At 33.8% G+C, this 21,278-nt stretch carries 27 protein-coding genes and 1 riboswitch; of the genes, 24 read left to right on the top strand and 3 right to left on the bottom strand.

The features are described from left to right. The 12 genes from SHYC_RS06645 to gcvPB all read left to right on the top strand — a co-directional run bounded on the left by SHYC_RS06645 (position 1) and on the right by gcvPB (position 9,205). Complete coding sequence (locus tag SHYC_RS06645; RefSeq protein WP_039645576.1) at positions 1-312, top strand: MTH1187 family thiamine-binding protein; 312 nt, start codon at positions 1-3, stop codon at positions 310-312. Between the two features lie 14 nt (positions 313-326). Next, complete coding sequence (locus SHYC_RS06650) at positions 327-950, top strand: MBL fold metallo-hydrolase (RefSeq protein WP_039645578.1); 624 nt, start codon at positions 327-329, stop codon at positions 948-950. Positions 951-1,005: 55 nt separating this feature from the next. Next, positions 1,006-1,980, top strand: coding sequence for a competence type IV pilus ATPase ComGA (gene comGA / locus SHYC_RS06655; protein ID WP_039645580.1), 975 nt, complete (start codon positions 1,006-1,008; stop codon positions 1,978-1,980). Then, a complete protein-coding gene (gene comGB, locus SHYC_RS06660; RefSeq protein ID WP_039645581.1) occupies positions 1,949-3,016 on the top strand; it encodes a competence type IV pilus assembly protein ComGB in 1,068 nt (355 codons plus the stop codon). Before comGA ends, comGB begins: the two co-directional genes overlap by 32 nt. An 11-nt stretch (positions 3,017-3,027) precedes the next feature. Then, positions 3,028-3,348, top strand: a complete 321-nt coding sequence (gene comGC / locus SHYC_RS06665) for a competence type IV pilus major pilin ComGC (protein ID WP_039645583.1) — start codon at positions 3,028-3,030, stop codon at positions 3,346-3,348. Beyond that, positions 3,338-3,769: a competence type IV pilus minor pilin ComGD gene (gene comGD / locus SHYC_RS06670; protein WP_231912771.1), complete on the top strand. Its 432-nt coding sequence runs from the start codon at positions 3,338-3,340 to the stop codon at positions 3,767-3,769. Before comGC ends, comGD begins: the two co-directional genes overlap by 11 nt. Positions 3,770-3,961: 192 nt before the next feature. Next, the gene (locus tag SHYC_RS06675; protein ID WP_039645587.1) at positions 3,962-4,444 is read left to right on the top strand and encodes a competence type IV pilus minor pilin ComGF; all 483 of its coding nucleotides are present in this window, start codon (positions 3,962-3,964) and stop codon (positions 4,442-4,444) included. Continuing rightward, on the top strand, positions 4,428-4,625 hold the full coding sequence (locus SHYC_RS06680; RefSeq protein ID WP_039645590.1) for a hypothetical protein: 198 nt from the start codon (positions 4,428-4,430) through the stop codon (positions 4,623-4,625). The genes SHYC_RS06675 and SHYC_RS06680 overlap by 17 nt, the downstream gene beginning before the upstream one ends. Next, positions 4,603-5,133, top strand: coding sequence for a shikimate kinase (locus tag SHYC_RS06685; protein ID WP_039645592.1), 531 nt, complete (start codon positions 4,603-4,605; stop codon positions 5,131-5,133). The genes SHYC_RS06680 and SHYC_RS06685 overlap by 23 nt, the downstream gene beginning before the upstream one ends. Continuing rightward, positions 5,120-5,214: riboswitch (glycine riboswitch) on the top strand. (Overlaps the previous gene by 14 nt.) A 73-nt stretch (positions 5,215-5,287) precedes the next feature. After that, positions 5,288-6,379 (top strand): glycine cleavage system aminomethyltransferase GcvT, encoded by a 1,092-nt coding sequence (gene gcvT, locus SHYC_RS06690; protein WP_039645594.1) that lies wholly within the window; start codon positions 5,288-5,290, stop codon positions 6,377-6,379. Positions 6,380-6,390: 11 nt separating this feature from the next. After that, a complete protein-coding gene (gene gcvPA / locus SHYC_RS06695; protein ID WP_039645597.1) occupies positions 6,391-7,740 on the top strand; it encodes an aminomethyl-transferring glycine dehydrogenase subunit GcvPA in 1,350 nt (449 codons plus the stop codon). Continuing rightward, positions 7,730-9,205, top strand: coding sequence for an aminomethyl-transferring glycine dehydrogenase subunit GcvPB (gene gcvPB, locus SHYC_RS06700; RefSeq protein WP_039645599.1), 1,476 nt, complete (start codon positions 7,730-7,732; stop codon positions 9,203-9,205). The genes gcvPA and gcvPB overlap by 11 nt, the downstream gene beginning before the upstream one ends. A 135-nt stretch (positions 9,206-9,340) precedes the next feature. Here gcvPB and SHYC_RS06705 read toward each other — a convergent pair whose 3' ends face one another. Continuing rightward, complete coding sequence (locus SHYC_RS06705) at positions 9,341-9,727, bottom strand: rhodanese-like domain-containing protein (protein WP_039645601.1); 387 nt, start codon at positions 9,725-9,727, stop codon at positions 9,341-9,343. 138 nt (positions 9,728-9,865) lie between these two features. Between SHYC_RS06705 and SHYC_RS06710 the strand changes: the two genes are divergently transcribed. Further along, complete coding sequence (locus SHYC_RS06710) at positions 9,866-10,696, top strand: lipoate--protein ligase family protein (protein WP_039645603.1); 831 nt, start codon at positions 9,866-9,868, stop codon at positions 10,694-10,696. Between the two features lie 62 nt (positions 10,697-10,758). Here the strand turns inward: SHYC_RS06710 and SHYC_RS06715 are convergent, their stop codons facing one another. Both SHYC_RS06715 and SHYC_RS06720 read right to left on the bottom strand, forming a co-directional pair. After that, positions 10,759-10,974, bottom strand: a complete 216-nt coding sequence (locus SHYC_RS06715; RefSeq protein WP_039647635.1) for an SA1362 family protein — start codon at positions 10,972-10,974, stop codon at positions 10,759-10,761. Between the two features lie 21 nt (positions 10,975-10,995). Next, complete coding sequence (locus tag SHYC_RS06720; RefSeq protein ID WP_039645605.1) at positions 10,996-11,598, bottom strand: hypothetical protein; 603 nt, start codon at positions 11,596-11,598, stop codon at positions 10,996-10,998. 94 nt (positions 11,599-11,692) lie between these two features. On the opposite strand from SHYC_RS06720, the gene SHYC_RS06725 reads away from it, so the two are divergent. From SHYC_RS06725 to ahrC, 11 genes are all read left to right on the top strand, one after another. Further along, positions 11,693-12,754 (top strand): M24 family metallopeptidase, encoded by a 1,062-nt coding sequence (locus SHYC_RS06725; RefSeq protein WP_039645607.1) that lies wholly within the window; start codon positions 11,693-11,695, stop codon positions 12,752-12,754. 28 nt (positions 12,755-12,782) lie between these two features. After that, a complete protein-coding gene (efp, locus tag SHYC_RS06730; protein WP_037567705.1) occupies positions 12,783-13,340 on the top strand; it encodes an elongation factor P in 558 nt (185 codons plus the stop codon). Positions 13,341-13,626: 286 nt separating this feature from the next. After that, positions 13,627-14,082, top strand: a complete 456-nt coding sequence (accB, locus tag SHYC_RS06735) for an acetyl-CoA carboxylase biotin carboxyl carrier protein (protein WP_039645610.1) — start codon at positions 13,627-13,629, stop codon at positions 14,080-14,082. Position 14,083: 1 nt separating this feature from the next. Then, the gene (gene accC, locus SHYC_RS06740; RefSeq protein WP_039645611.1) at positions 14,084-15,439 is read left to right on the top strand and encodes an acetyl-CoA carboxylase biotin carboxylase subunit; all 1,356 of its coding nucleotides are present in this window, start codon (positions 14,084-14,086) and stop codon (positions 15,437-15,439) included. A gap of 21 nt (positions 15,440-15,460) precedes the next feature. Further along, positions 15,461-15,838: an Asp23/Gls24 family envelope stress response protein gene (locus SHYC_RS06745; protein ID WP_037567708.1), complete on the top strand. Its 378-nt coding sequence runs from the start codon at positions 15,461-15,463 to the stop codon at positions 15,836-15,838. Positions 15,839-15,856: 18 nt separating this feature from the next. Then, the gene (gene nusB, locus SHYC_RS06750) at positions 15,857-16,249 is read left to right on the top strand and encodes a transcription antitermination factor NusB (RefSeq protein WP_039645614.1); all 393 of its coding nucleotides are present in this window, start codon (positions 15,857-15,859) and stop codon (positions 16,247-16,249) included. Positions 16,250-16,257: 8 nt separating this feature from the next. Next, entirely contained in the window at positions 16,258-17,598 is a 1,341-nt protein-coding gene (gene xseA, locus SHYC_RS06755; protein WP_039645616.1) for an exodeoxyribonuclease VII large subunit, read from the top strand. Further along, positions 17,588-17,812: an exodeoxyribonuclease VII small subunit gene (locus tag SHYC_RS06760; protein WP_039645618.1), complete on the top strand. Its 225-nt coding sequence runs from the start codon at positions 17,588-17,590 to the stop codon at positions 17,810-17,812. The genes xseA and SHYC_RS06760 overlap by 11 nt, the downstream gene beginning before the upstream one ends. Further along, a complete protein-coding gene (locus SHYC_RS06765; protein WP_107633047.1) occupies positions 17,793-18,674 on the top strand; it encodes a polyprenyl synthetase family protein in 882 nt (293 codons plus the stop codon). The genes SHYC_RS06760 and SHYC_RS06765 overlap by 20 nt, the downstream gene beginning before the upstream one ends. Positions 18,675-18,709: 35 nt before the next feature. Next, a complete protein-coding gene (gene dxs / locus SHYC_RS06770; RefSeq protein WP_039645622.1) occupies positions 18,710-20,578 on the top strand; it encodes a 1-deoxy-D-xylulose-5-phosphate synthase in 1,869 nt (622 codons plus the stop codon). Between the two features lie 242 nt (positions 20,579-20,820). Continuing rightward, positions 20,821-21,273 carry a transcriptional regulator AhrC/ArgR gene (ahrC, locus tag SHYC_RS06775; RefSeq protein ID WP_039645624.1) on the top strand — a complete coding sequence of 151 codons (453 nt, stop codon included), beginning with the start codon at positions 20,821-20,823 and terminating at the stop codon, positions 21,271-21,273. Positions 21,274-21,278: the final 5 nt, after the last annotated feature.

Genomic DNA, 21,278 nt, shown 5'->3' on the forward strand with positions numbered 1-21,278 from the left:
ATGGCAATTGTAGACGTTGTCGTCATTCCAGTGGGAACAGAGGGACCAAGTGTAAGTCAATACATCGCAGAAATACAAACAGCTTTAGAAAAATTCAAAAAACAAGGTACGATTGATTATCAACTTACACCTATGAATACTTTAATTGAGGGTGAACTTGAAGATTTATTACATGTTATTAAAGTGATACATGAATTGCCATTCAATAAAGGTTTAGATCGTGTTTGTACAAATATACGTATTGATGATAGACGTGATAAGAAGCGAAAAATGAATGACAAAATAACGTCGGTACAAAAACATTTATCTTAAGAGGAGTTTTGATTATGGAGATTTCATATTTACCACTAGGGTTTGTAAGTACAAATACGTATTTCATTACAAACGATGAATCATTATTAATTATTGATCCAGCAGGCGAATCTCATAAAATTCTAAACAAAATAAAATCAATCAATAAACCGCTTAAGGCCATATTATTGACACACGCACACTTTGATCATATTGCAGCATTAGATGATATATTAAATGTACACCCTGTTCCTGTTTATATGCATCAAAATGAACAAGATTTTCTTACAAACCCTGAAAAAAATGGTTCTAAAAAGTTCAAAGAATTGGGTCTTCCCATTATCACTAGTCACGCTAATCCACACTTTATAGATGAAGGACATATGCAACTACATGGTTTTGATATTAAAGTTTTATTTACCCCTGGTCATTCACCTGGAAGCTTGTCTTACGTCTTTAATGATTTTGCAGTTGTAGGTGATACACTTTTTAATAACGGTATTGGACGCACAGATTTATATAAAGGTGATTTCGAAACATTGATAGATTCTATTAAAGATAAACTTTTTGAACTCGATGAAACGATGACTATTTATCCAGGACACGGTCCAAGTACTACCATTGAAAATGAACTGATGAATCCATATATAAATGGCTAAAAATTAAAAGTAAATCAACCACCTCTTACGTGTATACATGTGAGAGGTGATTTTTATGCAATTATTAATTGACCATGTCGTACAATATGCCATAACACATGAAGCGTCGGACATTCATTTTATTCCGAATTCATCACAAGTCGATGTAAAGCTAAGAATTAAAGATTATTTAAAACCTTTTGACACATTAAATTTAGAGACGTATCAAAAAATGTTAACATTATTAAAATTCAAAGCTGGACTTGATGTATCTTCTAGACATAAAGCACAAAGTGGGCGTTATATCTACGAATATGAGACATTATATTATTTACGTGTTTCAACACTACCATTAAATTTAGGCAATGAAAGCTGTGTCATTCGCATTACCCCGCAATTGTTTCACACTGATATTAATCAAACCGCTTATGACATACAAAAAACCATGGAAAAGAAACAAGGATTAATATTATTTAGTGGTCCAACAGGTGCAGGCAAAAGTACATTAATGTATCAAATGGTGGTATACGCTAAAGAAAAACTCAACTTAAATATCATTACAATAGAAGATCCAGTCGAACAATTGCTAAATGGAGTAACACAAATATCTGTAAATGAAAAAGCTGATATTACTTATGGAAGTTCATTAAAAGCAATATTACGGTGTGATCCAGATGTAATTTTAATTGGTGAAATAAGAGATGGTTTAATTGCAAAAGATGTCATTCAAGCAAGTTTGAGTGGCCATTTAGTTTTATCGACTATACACGCAAATGATTGCAAAGGCGTATTATTACGCCTTATTGAAATGGGAATTACGAAACAAGATTTATTACAAGCACTTAATCTTATAGTAAATCAGCGTTTAATTACGACAAATGACAATTCAAGGAAACTCGTTTATGAACTAATGTCTCAAGATGATATACGGTACTTTTTGGACCATAATTTTGTACTACCTAAACACTTTGAAAGTCTTAATGACAAACTGACTGAGCTAAAAAAGAAAGGAGAGATAGATGACGTCACATTACGAAAATATCAAAAATAAAATAAGCTTGTATTACATTAAAAAAAATCATTTAACATTAATGATCCGCTTGCACGCATTACTTGAACATGGCTTTACATTAGTCGAAGCAATGCGATTCTTATACAGTCAACTTAATATTAAAAATATAAATATCAATGCACGTTTCAACCACTTACTCCAGCAAGGCAGTACTTGCTATGAATTATTTAAATTTTTAAGATTTCCAGAAACCGTCTTAATGCAACTCTATTTCGCCGAACAATATAGCGCACTTCCAAATACTTTGAAACAATGCCACACCTACTATAAACAAAATCAAAAATTAATGAAGCAATTTTATAAAAGCCTACAATATCCTATTATTTTACTCAGCATATTTCTCATTTTAATCGTCATTTTAAATCAAACAGTGATGCCAGAATTTCAATCGATGTATCAATCAATGAATTTAAAAGAAGACGCCCTTCAATATACATTGAGAAAAAGTATACAATACTTTCCTACTGCTTTTATTATTCTTATCATAATTATTCTTACCAATTATTACTTATTTAAAAGATGGTTAAGCAAACAGAAAATTTCTAGGCAAATCCAAATTTTATCCCATATCCCATTGTTCCATAAATATTATCGATTATTTACTACGTACCAAATAACAAATCAATTTGCATTGTTTTTTAAAAATGGCATTACATTTAATCAAATTGTATATATTTATAGTCAACAAAACAAAAATCATTTTCTTCAATATTTAGGGGCTAGCATTTCAAATGCGTTACACCATGGTGCAACGCTTTCAGAAGTCATGAGCCAATTCAAGTGTTTTGAACCGAACTTCATCTCCTATATTGAGCAAGGGGAAAAACGTGACAAATTAGATATAGAGCTTTTGATATATTCTGAATTCCTAATGGACCATATTGAGAAATTCATAAAAAAACACATAAGTTATATTCAACCCATTATGTTTGTATTAATCGGCTTATTAATATTGTCTGTATATTTAGTCATGATGTTACCAATTTTCAATATGATGCAAACGATACAAAATTAGGAGGAATCTATATGCTTAAGATCATTAATATATTAAAAAACAAAAAAGGGTTTACTTTAATCGAAATGTTATTGGTTTTACTCATCATTAGTGTTTTATTAATATTAATAATTCCTAATATAGCCAAACAATCTGAGCACATTCAAAAGACTGGATGCGCGGCACAACTTAAACTCGTAGACAGTCAAATTGAAGCTTACACTTTAAAATACAACCGTAAGCCAACATCAATTGATGAGCTAATTCAAGAAGGATATATTAAAGATAATCAAAAAAACTGTAAAAGTGGGGAAACTATCACAATTCGTGGTGGCGAAGCTGTTGTCTCATAAACAAGGGTTTACTTTAGTTGAATTTATCCTCGTACTCACAATTATTTCTTTCGTCGTTTTTTTAACAGTTGTGAATCACACTGAAAATCTTCACCCAACAGATATCGAATCTCACATTTCATTATTAACAAGTAGAATTGATTTCTATCAATCATTAGCTATTAAACAAAAGCAACCTGTCTTATTGTTATTCAGACCTTATCATAATGATATGAAAGTCCAAATAGGTCATAAAACGCCCATTTTCATCTCACTCAAACCACTCATTTTGAGCAACCGTTCAAATTTAGACTATTTACAATTTAATTCGAAAGGTCAAATTTCAAAATTTGGAACACTGCACTTTACATATCAGCACACCCATTTTGCGCTGATATTTCATATAGAGCAAGGGAGGTATCGTATATCTTTCGAAAATTAAATAAAGGATTTATTTTTTTAGAATCTCTTTTTAGCATGATGATTATTATGTTAATTTGCTTTTCATTTGTTCCACTTATTCACCAACTTGAAACCACATATATACAATCTATTCATAACCTCACACTTAAGCGGACGTTATTTTTCGTTATAAAAAATAAACCTTCAGGGGAGTTGTTACGAATTAATCATTATGACTTTAAAGAAACTTCGAAACAGTACTGTATTACTGATAGTAAAATTAGTAAAAGCTTTTGTATCACGAAATAAAGGGTTTACACTTATCGAAACGCTTATTGGTTTTTCAATCTTTACACTTATTATTTCATTAGTGCCAATATGCATTGTAATCCTTATACAATTTAAATCATTACTGGTCAATGATAAATCATTTATCTTCGAGATGATGATTAAAGAAATAGGACAAACCGTGCACTCTGTGGAACATCAATCAATAACCGTACATCCGAACAAAATTTCTATACCTCTAAAAAATGAAACCGTCACGTATTCATTTGACAACTTTAAAGTCGTTAAATCTATAAATGGCAAAGGAAATATCACAATATTTAATCATGTAATGCAAATGAAATTTTATAGAAATCATCACTTCGTAATTATGCAAATAAAATTCAAAGAAGGAAATGATACACGTACGCATGAAGTTATATTATAAAAAAGGGTTCACACTTCCTATTGTTTTTGCATTATTCAGTATATACTTATTAGTTACATCTTTTTATTTGGTTATATATGGTTTAAAATTAAATGCATTAGATACATTAAACGATTACTACGATACAGAATTAAAAACATTAATCATTGAAAGGAAGAATGAAATTGCGCATTCTAAATAAACCCATCTTACTTATAGGTTTTATGGGATCGGGCAAAACAACGATTGGTAAAATATTATCAGAGAGCCTAAATCTGCCATTCGTTGATCTTGATGCTAAAATAGTTGAAATGACTCACTCAACAATACCTCAAATATTTGAAACATCAGGTGAAACAGAATTTCGTAAACTTGAATATGAACAACTTAAAAAGCATCTTACATCTCCTCAAATCATAGCCACTGGCGGAGGCATTATCGAACATGATGAAAGTTTTACAATGTTAAAACAATACACATCATCAATTATTTGGTTAGACGCATCCTTTGAAAATTTATATGAAAGAATAGTAAATGATGAAAATCGTCCGAACGCGCGCAATAAATCGTATTCAGATTTAAAAAACTTGTATTCAAGTCGTATTTCAAGATATAATGAAATCGCATTCATTAAGGTCAATACAGCTAAGACTTCAAGGGACATACTTAATGAAATTAATAAAGCACTATTTGCGAATGATCAATATTAGAGAGAATGGTTTACACCATCGCCGAAGGAGCAAGTAATCAAGGATTATGAATCTCTCAGGCAAAAGGATAATATTGTGACGCATTCCTGAAGGTATCGCAACAGGGGAGTTTTATACTCCCCTGTTTTTTTCATTATTAAGAGGAGGGTGTAACATGGTGGAAAATTTAAAACAAACACCATTATATCAACATTATGTTGATGCAGGTGCGAAAATTGTAGAATTTGGTGGTTGGGCAATGCCTGTCCAATTCTCAAGTATTAAAGAAGAACATAATGCTGTACGTACAGCAGCTGGCTTATTTGATGTTAGTCATATGGGGGAAATTCTAGTTGAAGGTGAACAAGCAGAAGCTTTAGTTCAATATGTATTAACAAATGATGTCACATTACTTACTACACAAAACGCACATTATACAACATTATGTAATGAAAAAGGTGGCGTTATCGACGATTTAGTTGCTTACAAATTATCTGACAATAAATATTTACTCGTTGTTAATGCAGCAAATACAGAAAAAGATTTCAACTGGATTCAAAAACATGCATCGAAGTTCAATGCTACAGTTCAAAATGTTTCTGAACAATTTGGGCAATTAGCGATTCAAGGACCAACGGCACGCGAAATCATTCAAAAACATGTGTCTGAAGATTTAAGTCAAATGAAGATGTTTGAATTTAAACAAAATATTGAACTTTTTGGAAAAAAAGTGATACTTTCGCAATCTGGTTATACAGGTGAAGATGGTTTCGAAATTTACTGTAATGCTGAGGATACACCAACTTTATGGGAAGAACTTTTAAAAGAATCTGTAACACCTTGTGGATTAGGTGCACGTGATACGTTGCGTTTAGAAGCCGGCCTTCCTTTACATGGTCAAGACTTAACCGAAGACATTACACCTTATGAAGGCGGCATTGCCTTTGCAGTGAAACCACTTATTGAAGATGACTTTGTGGGCAAACAAGTATTAAAAGAACAAAAAGAAAATGGGGCACCTAGACGTACGGTTGGCTTACGAATGATTGATAAAGGTATTCCTCGTACAGGTTATACCATTTTAAATGCAGAAGGAAAAGAAGTGGGAGTCGTTACATCGGGAACTCAATCCCCATCAACAGGTCATTCTATTGGATTAGGCCTTATTGAACGTAGCGAGTTTGAAATGGGGAAAGAACTTGTTATTCAAGTGCGTAAACGTAAAGTAAAAGCGCAAATTGTTAAGAAAAACCAAATTGAAAAATAGGGGTGGAGACATTGAGTCATCGTTATATACCGTTAACTGAAAAAGACAAAAAAGAAATGTTAGATACCATCGGCGTTAATTCTATTTCAGAATTATTTGGAGACGTACCTAAAAACGTCTATCTTGATAGAGATTTAAATATCGCTGATGCAGAACCGGAAACACAACTTTTAAAGCGTTTAAATAGAGTGGCTAACAAAAACGTCACTAAAGAAACGCACACAAGTTTCTTAGGTGCAGGCGTTTATGATCACTATACACCATCAGTTGTAGATGCAATGATTTCTCGTTCTGAATTCTATACTGCTTATACGCCATATCAACCCGAAATTTCACAAGGAGAATTACAAGCTATTTTTGAATTCCAAACAATGATTTGCGAATTAACAGGAATGGATGTTGCGAATTCATCTATGTATGATGGCATAACAAGTTTTGCTGAAGCTTGTATTTTAGCTTGGGATAAAACCAAAAAGAAAAAGCTTGTAGTTTCCAAAGGAATGCATTATCAAGCATTACAAGTGCTTCACACGTATTCTAACATTCGTGAACAATATGAAGTTGTTGAAGTTGACTTAGATGGCACTATCACTGATCTATCTAAATTAGAAGAAGTCGTTGATGAAGATACAGCCGCAGTTGCAGTACAATATCCAAACTTCTATGGCTCAATTGAAGATTTAGAAAAAATAAAATCGTTCATTGAAGGAACAAAAGCATTATTTATTGTATATGCGAATCCTTTAGCTTTAGGATTACTTACACCTCCTGGTGAATTTGGTGCTGATATCGTTGTGGGTGATACGCAAGTATTTGGTATTCCTTCTCAATTTGGTGGCCCACACTGCGGTTATTTTGCAACTACAAAAAAATTAATGCGTAAAATTCCTGGACGTTTAGTTGGACAAACACAAGATGACCATGGTAACAGAGGTTTTGTTTTAACATTACAAGCGCGTGAGCAACATATTCGTCGTGAAACTGCGACTTCAAATATTTGTTCTAACCAAGCTTTAAATGCACTTGCTTCTTCAATTGCAATGTCAGCTTTAGGCAAACAAGGTCTTCAAGACATAGCAATTCAAAATATTGAAAATGCAAATTATGCCAAAGACCAATTCAAACAAAATGGGTTTGATGTCCTAGACGGCACATCTTACAACGAGTTCGTTGTTAAATTCAATCAACCTATTGAAGAAATTAATAAAAAGTTATTAGATGAAGGCTTCATCGGTGGTTTTGATTTAAGTGTTGTAGATGCGCAATTTGAAAACCATATGTTAGTAGCCGTAACTGAATTACGTACTAAAGATGAAATTGATACATTTGTTAAGAAAGCAGGTGAGCTCAATGGTAAGTAAATCAAGTCCATTAATTTTCGAACGCTCTAAAGAAGGAAGATTTGCGTATTCATTACCACCAAAAGAAATCAACAACGGTGTGGCAGAGAAAATTTTAGATCAAAAATTCATTCGTAAAAATAAAGCTGAATTTCCTGAAGTGTCTGAACTTGATTTAGTTCGTCACTATACAGAGTTATCCAACAAAAACTTCGGGGTGGATAATGGTTTCTATCCATTAGGCTCATGTACGATGAAATACAATCCTAAAATCAACGAAAAAGTAGCCCGTTTAGCAGGCTTTTCTGAATCACATCCATTACAAGATGTTAATCAAGTTCAAGGTTCGCTCGAAATCATTTATAGTCTACAAGAAGAATTAAAAGAAATTACAGGTATGGATGAAATTTCACTTCAACCTGCGGCTGGTGCGCACGGTGAATGGACAGCACTCATGATTTTCAAAGCGTATCACATAAAAAATGGTGATACTGAGCGTGACGAAGTTATCGTCCCTGACTCTGCTCATGGTACAAACCCGGCGTCAGCACATTTTGCCGGTTTTAAAGCTGTTACGGTTAAATCAAATGAAAAAGGCGAAGTAGACATCGATCACTTAAAAGAATTAGTAAGTGAGAAAACAGCAGCCATCATGTTAACAAATCCAAATACTCTCGGTATTTTCGAAACAAATATTATGGAAATTCGTGATATCGTCCATGAAGCTGGGGGATTATTATATTACGATGGTGCAAATTTAAATGCTATCATGGATAAAGTACGTCCAGGAGATATGGGCTTTGATGCCGTTCACCTTAACTTACACAAAACATTTACTGGTCCACATGGTGGTGGTGGTCCAGGTTCAGGCCCAATCGGTGTTAAGAAAGAATTACGCCAATTCTTACCAAAACCACTTGTTGTAAAAGATGGCGATCGTTTTGTGTATGACAATGATATTGAACATTCTATCGGACGCGTCAAACCATTCTTTGGTAACTTTGGTATCTATTTACGTGCGTATACTTATATTCGAACAATGGGTTATAAAGGCCTTAAAGAAGTATCTGAAGCAGCTGTACTCAATGCGAACTATATTAAAGCGCGTTTAAAAGATGCATTTATTATTCCATTTGATCAATACTGTAAGCATGAATTTGTTTTAAGTGGATCTAAACAGAAAAAACTTGGTGTTCGTACTTTAGATATGGCGAAACGTTTATTAGACTTTGGTGTACATCCACCAACAGTTTATTTCCCATTAAACGTTGAAGAAGGTATGATGATCGAGCCTACTGAAACGGAATCTAAAGAAACTTTAGACTATTTCTGCGATGCTTTATTACAAATCGCTAAAGAAGTAGAAGAAGATCCAGATAAAGTGTTAGAAGCACCACATACAACAATTATCGACCGTCTTGATGAAACAACAGCAGCACGTAAACCAATTTTAAAATTTGAAAATTTAAAAGCTGAAAAAGCGTAAATCACATTAAATATAAAGGACTAGAACACATATAAACCTTCTAGTCCTTTTTACATATCTATGAAAATTAAGTTTAAAGATTCCATCTACATAAAAACAACGTGAGACCTATAAATACTCACGTTGTTTTAAAGCTTATTTTTTTGATTTGATTTTCCCCGTCCATTTTTTATAGCCGCCTTTAAGCATATAAATATCCTTATAGCCTTTTTTCTTCAATGAACGTGCCGCTCTATAGCTTGCAATCCCATTTGCATCAATTAAATAAATGGGTTGGTCTTTACGCAGACCTTGATAACGTTGACGAAACATTGTCATCGGGATGTTTCGTGCACCATTGATATGTCCATAGTCATAATCTGCTTTTTCTCGTAAATCAATCACTTGCGCTTTACGCAAACCTTGTTGAAACTCATCTTGATTAAGTTCTTTAACCGCTTTTTTATTCAAGAAGAAGTTTAATAACATCCATGCGATGACAGCTACAAGGACGATTATGGTAATAGTCATAATATTACTCATCTTGCATCCTCCCTAAAATACCGATATTATTATTATAAAGGTGATGAGGGAATTTATCAAAATTTTTTAACGATATATTTTACTGCATATCACTATTCATAAATTTATTTTATATGAAGTAATGGGGGAAAGATACGTATGACTGAAACATGGCATTTTATTAATACAGGACGACGCGATCCGTTTTATAATATGGCATTTGATGAGGCTTTGTTAAATTTCGTTTCGCGTGGTGAGATTGATCCAGTTATACGCTTTTATACTTGGAATCCACCTACACTCTCAATAGGTTATTTCCAAAGACTTGAAAAAGAAATTAATATTCCTAAAGTGGAAGAAAAAGGTTATGGATTAGTTAGGCGACAAACTGGTGGCCGTGGAGTACTACATGATAAAGAATTAACATATAGCGTCATCGTACCAGAATCACATCCACGCATGCCTAAAACAGTTACAGAAGCGTATCGCATTATATCTACAGGTTTATTAGAAGGGTTTAAACTATTGGGATTTGATGCCTATTTTTCTGTACCAAAGTCTAAAGAGGAACGCGAAAAACTTAAACAACCACGAAGCTCTGTTTGTTTTGATGCCCCGAGTTGGTATGAACTTGTGGTGGAAGGTAAAAAAATTGCCGGAAGTGCACAAACGCGTCAAAAAGGAGTTATATTACAACACGGTTCTATCCTCCAAGATGTAGATATCGATGACCTTTTTGATATGTTTATCTTTAAAAATGAGCGTTTGAAAAATAAAATGAAAGATGCTTTTGTAGAAAAAGCAATTGCGATTAATGATTTATCTAACAAACATGTCACTATATCCGACATGGAAGAAGCCTTTAAAGAAGGATTTAAAAAAGGACTTGATATTACGTTCAAACCGTTAGAATTAACAGAAGCTCAATATCGAGAAATCGATACATTGTGTGAAAAATATAAATCTCACGACTTTCTATATAGAAAATAAAGAAACCCGTGTAATGTCTGATAAAATTGACCAGAGTGACATTACACGGGTAAATCATATAATTAGCGTCTCCGCTTCCATTTATTTTTCCATACTGCTTTCTTATATTTTCGTTGGTCCGGTGTTAAAAAATAAAAATAGTAAATTGCAAAAATGATTCCTACTATAATAAGTAACATCAGTAATGTATTAACAAGACTAAAAATAACTGAATCTATATTAAAAAGAAGTCCAATCAATGCGACTGCAAATACAATGCCGATTATCATATTTTGTATTAACTTCATTTCGTTACTCCTTTATTGATTTTCTGGTGGTTTCACATTAACTTCTAATTGTATTAACGTTTGACGACCTTCACTAATTTTATTTTCATCTTTATGATTATAACCCGATTTAATTTTACTAAATGCAGAATTGATTTGTTTTTGTAATTTTTTTAAGGCATCATCCTGTTTTTTCATTTCTTTATCTTTTTTGAGTGCTTTGTCATCTAAACCGTCTTCATAAGTCTTAACTGCGTCATCATGGTCGCTTATAATAGCATCAAGTTGGTCACTAATATCGTTATTTTTTTTATTTTTCAAAATATCACTATCTATCTTATTATAGTCATTTATAAGTTGAGTAAGTTCTTTATAATACTCTGATGACACGTTTAAATAGTTAGACATCGTTTGATTTTTTTGTGCTTGCCCCTTATTTTGGTTATCTTTATTTAACGCTTTTAATGTTTGTTGTTTTTTTGAGATTTCACTTTTTAATTCTTGATTTTCTAATTTGAGATCATGATTTTCATCACTTAATTTTGTACTTTTTTGTTCTAAAGGTAATAAGTTTTGACTTCCACAACTTGCCAAAAAAATTGATGATGCTATAAATATTAATCCTACCTTTTTCATACGCGACTCCTATAATTCAATGTTTTTCTTTATACAATTATTTATTTTACGGTATCATAGACGTAATCACAAATAAATAAGGGGGAATTTCAATATGGAAAATAGAATTTCTAAAATTAAAGCAGTTATGCAACAAAAACAACTTGATGGTATTATCGTACTTTCTGACTTAAATAGACGTTATCTTTCTGGTTTTAAAGGGTCAAGTGGTGCACTTTTGATTACAAATAATGACAATATTTTAATTACCGATTTCAGATATATTGAGCAAGCCACTAAACAAGCGCCATTATTTAAAATTATACAACACACACAACCATTGTACGATGCTTTGCTTTCTCAAATTGAACAAGCCGGTTTATGTCATGTTGGATTTGAAAGCCATCTCGTGTCATATGAAACATTTTTAACTTTAGATAAAGGGAAACATGATCTTATATCTTTAGGTAATGAAATTGAACGTATACGAATGGTTAAAGATGAAAGCGAAATAAAAGCCATAGAAAAAGCGGCACAAATTGTTGATGAAGCTTTTTATCACATTTTAAAAATCGTTGAACCTGGGATGACTGAAAAGGAAGTGAAAGCTCACTTAGAAAGTAAAATGTTACATCTCGGTTCTGAAAAAACATCATTTGACACAATTGTGGCGTCTGGATATCGCGGCGCTTTACCCCATGGAGTTGCATCGGATAAGGTAATAGAAAAAGGGGATATGGTGACACTTGATTATGGTGCATATTATGATGGTTATGCTTCTGATATTACGCGTACTTTTGCAGTAGGTGAACCCATTGCTCAAATGAAAGAAATTTATGAGATTGTTTTAAATAGCCAAACAACAGCAGTAAGTCAAATTAAACCTGGATTATCTGGTAAAGAAATTGATACCATCGCCAGAAATGTTATTGAACAAGCTGGTTATGGCGCACACTTTGGACATTCTTTAGGTCACGGTGTTGGACTCAATGTGCATGAGTATCCAAACTTATCTCAAAAATCCGATTTTATATTGGAACCTAATCATGTTGTAACAATAGAACCAGGTATATATGTAGAAGGTTTAGGCGGCGTTAGAATAGAAGATGACATATTAATTACAGAAAATGGTGGCAGACGCTTTACTAATTGTACAAAAGACCTTATTATTTTATAAGAAGAGTGATACTTGAGGAGGAAAATTCATGATTTCAGTAAATGATTTCAAAACAGGTTTAACAATTTCAGTAGATAATGGCATTTGGAAAGTTATTGAATTCCAACACGTTAAACCAGGCAAAGGTTCTGCATTTGTAAGATCTAAATTACGTAACTTACGAACAGGTGCAATTCAAGAAAAAACATTCCGTGCAGGCGAAAAAGTTGAACCTGCGATGATTGAAAACCGTCGCATGCAGTACTTATATGCAGACGGTGATAATCATGTGTTTATGGATAATGAATCTTTCGAACAAACAGAATTAACAACTGATTATTTAGAATATGAATTAAAATTCTTAAAAGCGAATATGGATGTTCACATTCAAACATATGAAGGTGAAACAATAGGTGTAGAACTTCCAAAAACAGTTGAACTTGAAGTAACTGAAACAGAACCAGGTATTAAAGGTGATACGGCAACTGGTGCGACTAAATCAGCTACAGTTGAAACAGGTTATACATTAAATGTGCCATTGTTTGTTAATGAAGGCGATACGTTAGTCATCAACACAACTGATGGCAGCTATGTATCTAGAGCATAATGACAAATTATACGCACACATGTTGATTCAATCTTTATTCAAGATGTGTCATAACGCACCATTAGTAATGATGTGCGTTTAACAGAATAATGTGACACCGTGTGTGACAAAACCATTTGTGAGTTCATTGTCATTTCGCATGTCCATGAATCGCATATAGGGGCTAGGACACAAGTTGTCCCAGCCTTTTTAACTGTATTCTGCAAATAGGTATTTGCTTGAATTGGTCAATATCCTCAAGTAAAATAGTAAGATAGAAATAATTCAATCATAAGGGAGAAACATTATGAATTTTAAAGAGATTAAAGAGTTAATTGAAATCTTAGATGGCTCTAATTTAACTGAAATAAATATTGAAGATAAAGGGACAATCGTTAACTTAAAAAAAGAGAAAGAAGTTGTAACACATCAGGTTGCACAAGTTTCTCAAACACCTGTTGCCGCACCAGTTCAAGAAGCGGCGCCAGCATCAGCACCTACTAATAACGAGGGTTCTCAAAGTGACAATCTTCAAACCATCACAGCCCCTATGGTAGGTACATTTTATAAATCACCTTCTCCAGAAGAAAATCCATATGTACAAGTGGGAGACCAAGTTTCAGCAAATACAACAGTATGCATTTTAGAAGCGATGAAATTATTCAATGAAATTCAGGCTGAAGTATCAGGGGAAATTGTTGAAATTCTTGTTGAAGATGGACAAATGGTTGAGTATGGCCAAGCTTTATTTAAGGTGAAATAATATGAAGAAAATTTTAATTGCGAACCGTGGTGAGATTGCTGTACGCATCATCCGTGCATGCCACGAATTAGGGATTCAAACAGTAGCGATTTATTCAGAAGGCGATAAAGAAGCATTACATACTCAATTAGCCGATGAAGCCTATTGTGTCGGTCCTAAACAATCTAAAGATTCATATTTAAATATTCCAAATATCTTGTCAATCGCAACATCAACAGGTTGTGACGCGATTCACCCTGGTTATGGATTTCTAGCAGAAAATGGGGACTTTGCTGAATTATGTGAAGCGGTACAATTAAAATTCATTGGTCCTAGTTATAAGGCAATTCAAAAAATGGGGATTAAAGATATTGCTAAGGAAGAAATGAAACGTGCGAATGTCCCTGTTGTGCCCGGTAGCGATGGGTTAGTAGAAAGTATAGATAGTGCTGTTGAAACCGCAAAATCCATCGGCTATCCTGTTATTATTAAAGCTACTGCTGGTGGCGGTGGTAAAGGGATTCGAATTGCACGTAACGAGGAAGAACTCATCAATGGCTATAAAATGACACAACAAGAAGCTGAAACTGCTTTTGGTAATGGTGGCTTATATTTAGAAAAATTTATAGAAAACTTCCGTCATATTGAAATTCAAATTATGGGTGATGAACATGGTAATGTAATTCACTTAGGAGAACGTGATTGTACGATTCAACGCCGTATGCAAAAGCTAGTTGAAGAAGCCCCATCTCCAATCTTATCTGACGCGATGCGTAAAGAAATGGGTGACGCAGCTGTTAGAGCAGCAAAGGCTGTAGATTATTTCAATGCGGGAACGATTGAATTTATTTATGATTTAGATGAAGATAAATTCTATTTTATGGAGATGAATACACGTATTCAAGTTGAACACCCTGTTACCGAAATGGTCACTGGTGTTGACTTAGTTAAATTACAAATTAAGGTTGCTATGGGCGAAACGTTACCTTATAAACAAGAAGATATAAAAATTAATGGTCATGCGATTGAATTTCGTATTAATGCCGAAAACCCTTATAAAAATTTCATGCCTTCTCCCGGAAAAATTTCTCAATATTTAACACCAGGTGGTTACGGGGTACGTATTGAGTCAGCATGTTATACGAATTATATGATTCCGCCATATTATGATTCAATGGTAGCGAAATTAATTGTACATCAACCTACACGTGATGAGGCCATTATGGCTGGATTGCGTGCACTTAATGAATTTGTAGTAATGGGTATCGATACAACCATTCCATTCCATATTCGACTTCTAAGCCATCCAGTTTTTAAAGAAGGATTTTTTAGCACTAAGTTTTTAGAGATTTACGATATCATGAACGACGAAGCATAATCATTATGGAGGCGATAGCGTATGGCTAAATCAGTTGAAAATTTTAATCCGAATCTTGGAACAGTAGAAATTGTACCCGAAGTTATTTCAGTCATCGCAAGTATAGCGGTGTCTGAAGTTGATGGTGTTCGTGGAATGTTTACTGATGTACGTAACCAAACATTAGAAAGACTGGGACGAAAAAATTTGAGTAAAGGTGTAAAAGTAGAAATCATTGATAATGAAATTTATCTCAATGTATATTGCTCACTTAAATATGGTACAAAAATTTCTCAAACTGCTTTAAAAATTCAAGAAGCTATCCATAGTGCAATTAAAAATATGACTGCTTTAACCCCTAAACAAATTAACGTCCATATTACTCATTTAGAAATGAGCGATAACGGACCGCATAAATGATGAAATGGAGAAGATGAAATGAGTAGAAAGCTAGCAAGAAGTCAAGCTTTTCAAACATTATTCCAATTAGAAACAAAAAACTCAGAACTTACGATTGAAGAAGCCATTCGGTTCATTAAAGAAGAAGATCCAGAACTTGATTTTGATTTTATCTATTGGCTAGTTTCAGGTGTGAAAGATCACGAAACGATTTTAGATGAAACAATTTCACCGCACCTCAAAGGTTGGACGATTCCGAGACTACTAAAGACCGATCGTATCATATTAAGAATGGCAACTTTCGAAATGTTGCATAGTGATACGCCGAAAAAGGTTATTATGAATGAAGCGATTGAACTTGCCAAGCAATATAGTGATGATGATCATTACCGCTTTATCAATGGTGTTTTAAGTAATATAAATAAAGATTGAGTGATATTATGACAACATATTTAACTGTCTCTGCATTAACTAAATATATTAAATATAAATTTGATAAAGACCCACATCTTCAATCAGTATTGTTAAAAGGTGAACTATCAAATTTCAAAAAGCATAGTAGTGGTCATCTTTACTTCGCAATCAAAGATAAAAATAGTTTGATTAACGCAATGATGTTCAAAGCACAAGCTGCACAACTTGATTTCGAACCCAAAGAAGGCGATCAAGTCCTTGTTGAAGCACGTGTCTCTGTATACGAACAACGCGGGAGTTATCAAATTTATGTTCAAAATATGCAGCTAGATGGTATCGGAAATCTTTATCAAAAATTTGAGCAATTAAAAGTTAAATTGACAAAAGAAGGGTATTTTAAAGAAGAACATAAAAAGCCTATTCCTAAATACCCTGGGCGAATTGCAATTTTAACAGCGGAAACTGGTGCTGCGATTCGTGATATACAAAATACACTTACAAATCGTTATCCATTAGCAGAACAAATCAAAATCAGTACACTTGTACAAGGAACAGCAGCCAAAGCAGATATTATTGAAAAATTAAACTATGCAGATTCACTTAATGTTGACACCATCATTATTGGACGAGGTGGGGGATCAATAGAGGATCTATGGAATTTTAATGAAGAAGATGTCGTTAAAGCGATTTACCATTGTAAAACGCCGATAATTTCTGCTGTAGGTCATGAAACGGATACAACTTTAAGTGACTATGTAGCTGACGTACGTGCAGCAACACCAACACAAGCCGCTATGATAGCGACGCCCGATCAACATGAATTGCTGCAAGCAATTTTGCAAAGTCGTATTTTTATGTCGCGTTTTATGAAACAATATTTGAAACACGCTAAGCAATATGTGTCGCAATACACAACGTATTATAAATTTAAACAACCTACACTATTATATGAGCAACATATTCAAAAAAGAGACGAATTAGAGCGCTATTTACATGAGGCTTTGAAAAAACGTTTTATGGTCGAACGCCAAAATTTAACGATGATTCAACAACGGTTTCATCTAAAGCATTTTTATCAATATGTCATCTCACAACAAGATGCCACGGAACAATTTAAAATACAACTTTCTAAACTAATGTCATCAACTTTAAAACAAAAAGAGCAACAACTCATCCAAAAAATAGAAAGTCTAAATACATTGAGCCCAACACAAACGATGTTGCGTGGTTATTCAATTGTAAAAAAAGATAATGCTATCATTACAAGTCCCCGCCATCTTCAACAAGGCGAATTGATAGAAATTTTGATGAAAGATGGTAGCGTCGAGGCAATAATTGAAAAGGTAAGGTGTCAAAATGACGACTAAAAATAAAAACTTTGAAGATATGATGAAAGAGCTTGAAGCTATCGTCAATAAATTAGACAATGATCAAATCTCTTTAGAAGAAAGTATGGATTTATATCAAAAAGGTATGGCGCTTTCAAAGTCATGTGAAGAAACGTTAAAAAAAGCAGAAGCAAAAGTGTCTAAATTAATGGAAAATGAGGAAGTTTCTAATGATGACTCCGAAACTCAATAACCTATTAGATACGTTTAATGAGGCCTTATTCAAGAGTATTCCTAAGTCACATACAAGCACCGCTTTAGAAGAAAGTATGCGTTATTCTTTAGAGGCTGGTGGTAAACGTATACGTCCATTACTACTACTCGCTACGCTAGATATGTTAAGTCAAGAAGAATATCATAAAGGTATTGGACCTGCAATTGCTTTAGAAATGATTCATACGTATTCCTTAATTCATGATGACTTACCTGCTATGGACAATGATGATTTTAGACGTGGTAAACCTACTAACCATAAAGTTTATGGAGAATGGTTGGCCATTTTAGCTGGTGATGCGCTTTTAACAAAATCATTTGAGTTAATTGCTTCACAAAAAGAACTAAAACCTGAAGTACAAATTCAGTTGATACAATCTTTAGCTCAAGCAAGTGGTCACTTAGGTATGGTGGGGGGCCAAACACTTGATATGCAAAGTGAAGGGCAACACTTAACTTTATCTCAACTTGAAACCATTCATACACTTAAAACCGGAGCACTCATACAATTTGCAATAGAAGGTGCAAGCATTATTGCTGAAGCACCACACCACGTAAAAAAATTGTTATCAGATTTTGCAACTCATTTAGGTGTAATCTTTCAGATCAAAGATGATTTACTCGATGTGTACGGCGATCAAGAAACATTAGGTAAACCTGTTGGAAGTGATATACTAAACGATAAAAGTACGTATGTATCACTTTTAGGAAAATCTGAAGCTGAACAACAGCTCAATAACCATATTCATCTAGCAGAAGACATTCTAAATACATTGGCTTCTGAATATGATGTTACTCAGTTAAACGAACTATTAAAATTATTTTACCAACGCCATAAGTAAGTGTGTTGGTTATATATTAATCTAGGGTGATATAAATGGATGTACGTGAAATTAAAGACCCCTCATTTTTAAAAAATTTGAGTGTTAAAGAATTAGAAGCATTAAGTGAAGACGTCCGACAATTTTTAATTCAAACGTGTGCTAAAACTGGTGGCCACATCGGTGCCAATTTAGGCGTTGTTGAGTTAACAATCGCGCTTCATAAACATTATAACAGCCCTACGGATAAGATTTTATGGGATGTTGGACATCAAAGTTATATACATAAAATATTAACTGGACGAGGGCATCAATTTGATACGCTACGTCAATATAAAGGACTATGTGGGTTTCCTAAATTAAGAGAATCAGAACATGATGTATGGGAAGCAGGTCATAGCTCTACTTCTTTATCAGCAGCAATGGGCATGGCTAAAGCACGTGACATTCTTAAACAAAACCATCATGTGATTCCGGTTATTGGTGACGGTGCCCTTACAGGGGGGATGGCACTTGAAGCCTTAAATAACATCGGTCATGATCGAACGAATATGACGATTATTTTAAATGACAATGAAATGAGCATTGCCCCTAATGTTGGTGCAATGCATAACATGCTCGGTCGTATTCGAATGAACCAAGGTTATAATAAACTCAAATTAGATGCAGAAGCTGTTTTGAGTCGCTTGCCAGGAGGCAGTAAAATACGAGAATCTGCAGATCGTATTAAAGATAGCATTAAATATCTTGTTGTCGATGGTGCTTTTTTTGAAGAATTAGGTATTCGTTATATTGGTCCGGTTGACGGTCATAATTTTGACGAACTTGAAAATGCATTACAAACCGCAGACTCAATTAACAAACCGGTTCTCGTACATGTAGTGACAAAGAAGGGAAAAGGTTATCATCCTGCTGAAAACGACAAGATTGGGACTTGGCATGGTTTAGGACCATATAAATTAGAAACCGGCGAACAAATTAAAGGACAACCTATTGGGCCATCATGGAGTCAATTTATGAGTGATGAAATATTGTCTTATGCCAAAAAAGATAAACGTGTTGTTGCCATTACACCAGCAATGCCAGTAGGCTCTAAACTAACACGCTTTCAATCTGAACTTCCAGAACAATTTTTTGATGTAGGCATTGCTGAACAACATGCTGTTACGATGGCTGCAGGGCTTGCAATAGAAGGATTTAAACCTTATGTTGCCATTTATTCTACATTTTTACAACGTGCTTATGATCAAGTTTTGCATGATGTAGATCGCCAAAATTTAAATGTTATTTTTGGTATTGATCGCTCTGGCTTAGTTGGTGCCGATGGAGAAACACACCAAGGTGTCTTTGATGTAGGATTTTTATCTCAATTCCCGAATATTACAGTAAGTATGCCAAAAGACGAAAATGAAGCCCGTCATTTAGTCTATACTGCAATGCAAGAGCATTCAGGACCATTCGCAATCCGTTACCCTCGTGGAAATGGTTACGGGGTTGCGTTAACAGATGAGAAAAAATTACTTAACATTGGATCATGGGAAACCCTCCAGTCTGGAAATGACATCACGCTTATTAGCTACGGGCCTACAGTTCATACATTGACAGAAGCTGCTCAAATTCTAAGTGAAAAAGGAATCTCTGCATCTGTAATTAATGCACGCTTTATCAAACCAATGGATTTTGATTTGTTACACAAAATTGGCGCATCACAAAAGCCTGTCATTGTTGCAGAGGAAGGCATGTTAAACGGTGGTTTAGGTAGTCAAATTGCAACGTTTCTTATCGAAAATGGTTATAACAACCCAATTAAACGTATCGGTATAGACGATGAATATATAGAGCACGGTAATGTAGACCGTATATTAGACGACTTGAATTTAGCGACAAATCCCATTGTTAAAATTGCTGAAAACCTTTTAAAATGAAACTCCAATTGTTAGTTGAACAATTTTAAATTTAAATAAGCCATTCAAAAACCTTCAAAGTTCATCTCTTTCATGAATTTTGAAGGTTATTTTTATTGTAATTTTAGAATTTATAAGAAATTAGCATCATTTTTATACAATTGCAGTACTTGAGATGAAACATTTGAAATAGGTCATAACTAGGTTAATAGATGATAGTGTGGTAAAATCGATGTATAAATATTCGTTACGAGGTGTCCATTATGCCTAAAAAATCTGTTAGACATATTAAAATCAGAGAAATTATTTCAAATGAACAAATCGAAACCCAAGATGAATTAGTCAAACGTTTAAATGATTATGAAATGAATGTCACACAAGCAACTGTATCTCGCGATATTAAGGAATTACAATTAATAAAAGTCCCTGCGCCAACGGGTCAATACGTATACAGCCTACCTAACGATAGAAGATATCATCCACTTGAAAAATTAGGCCGTTACCTCATGGATTCATTTGTAAAAATTGACGGTACTGACAATCTATTAGTTTTAAAAACGTTGCCTGGTAATGCACAGTCTATTGGTGCGATTTTAGACCAGATTGATTGGGATGAAGTATTAGGCACGATTTGCGGTGATGATACTTGCCTTATCATATGTCGTACACACTCAGACGCTGAAGAAATCAAATCACGTATATTTAATATGTTATAAGGAAG

The sequence above is a fragment of the Staphylococcus hyicus genome (assembly GCF_000816085.1).
In the GTDB taxonomy this organism is placed as follows: Bacteria; Bacillota; Bacilli; order Staphylococcales; family Staphylococcaceae; genus Staphylococcus; species Staphylococcus hyicus.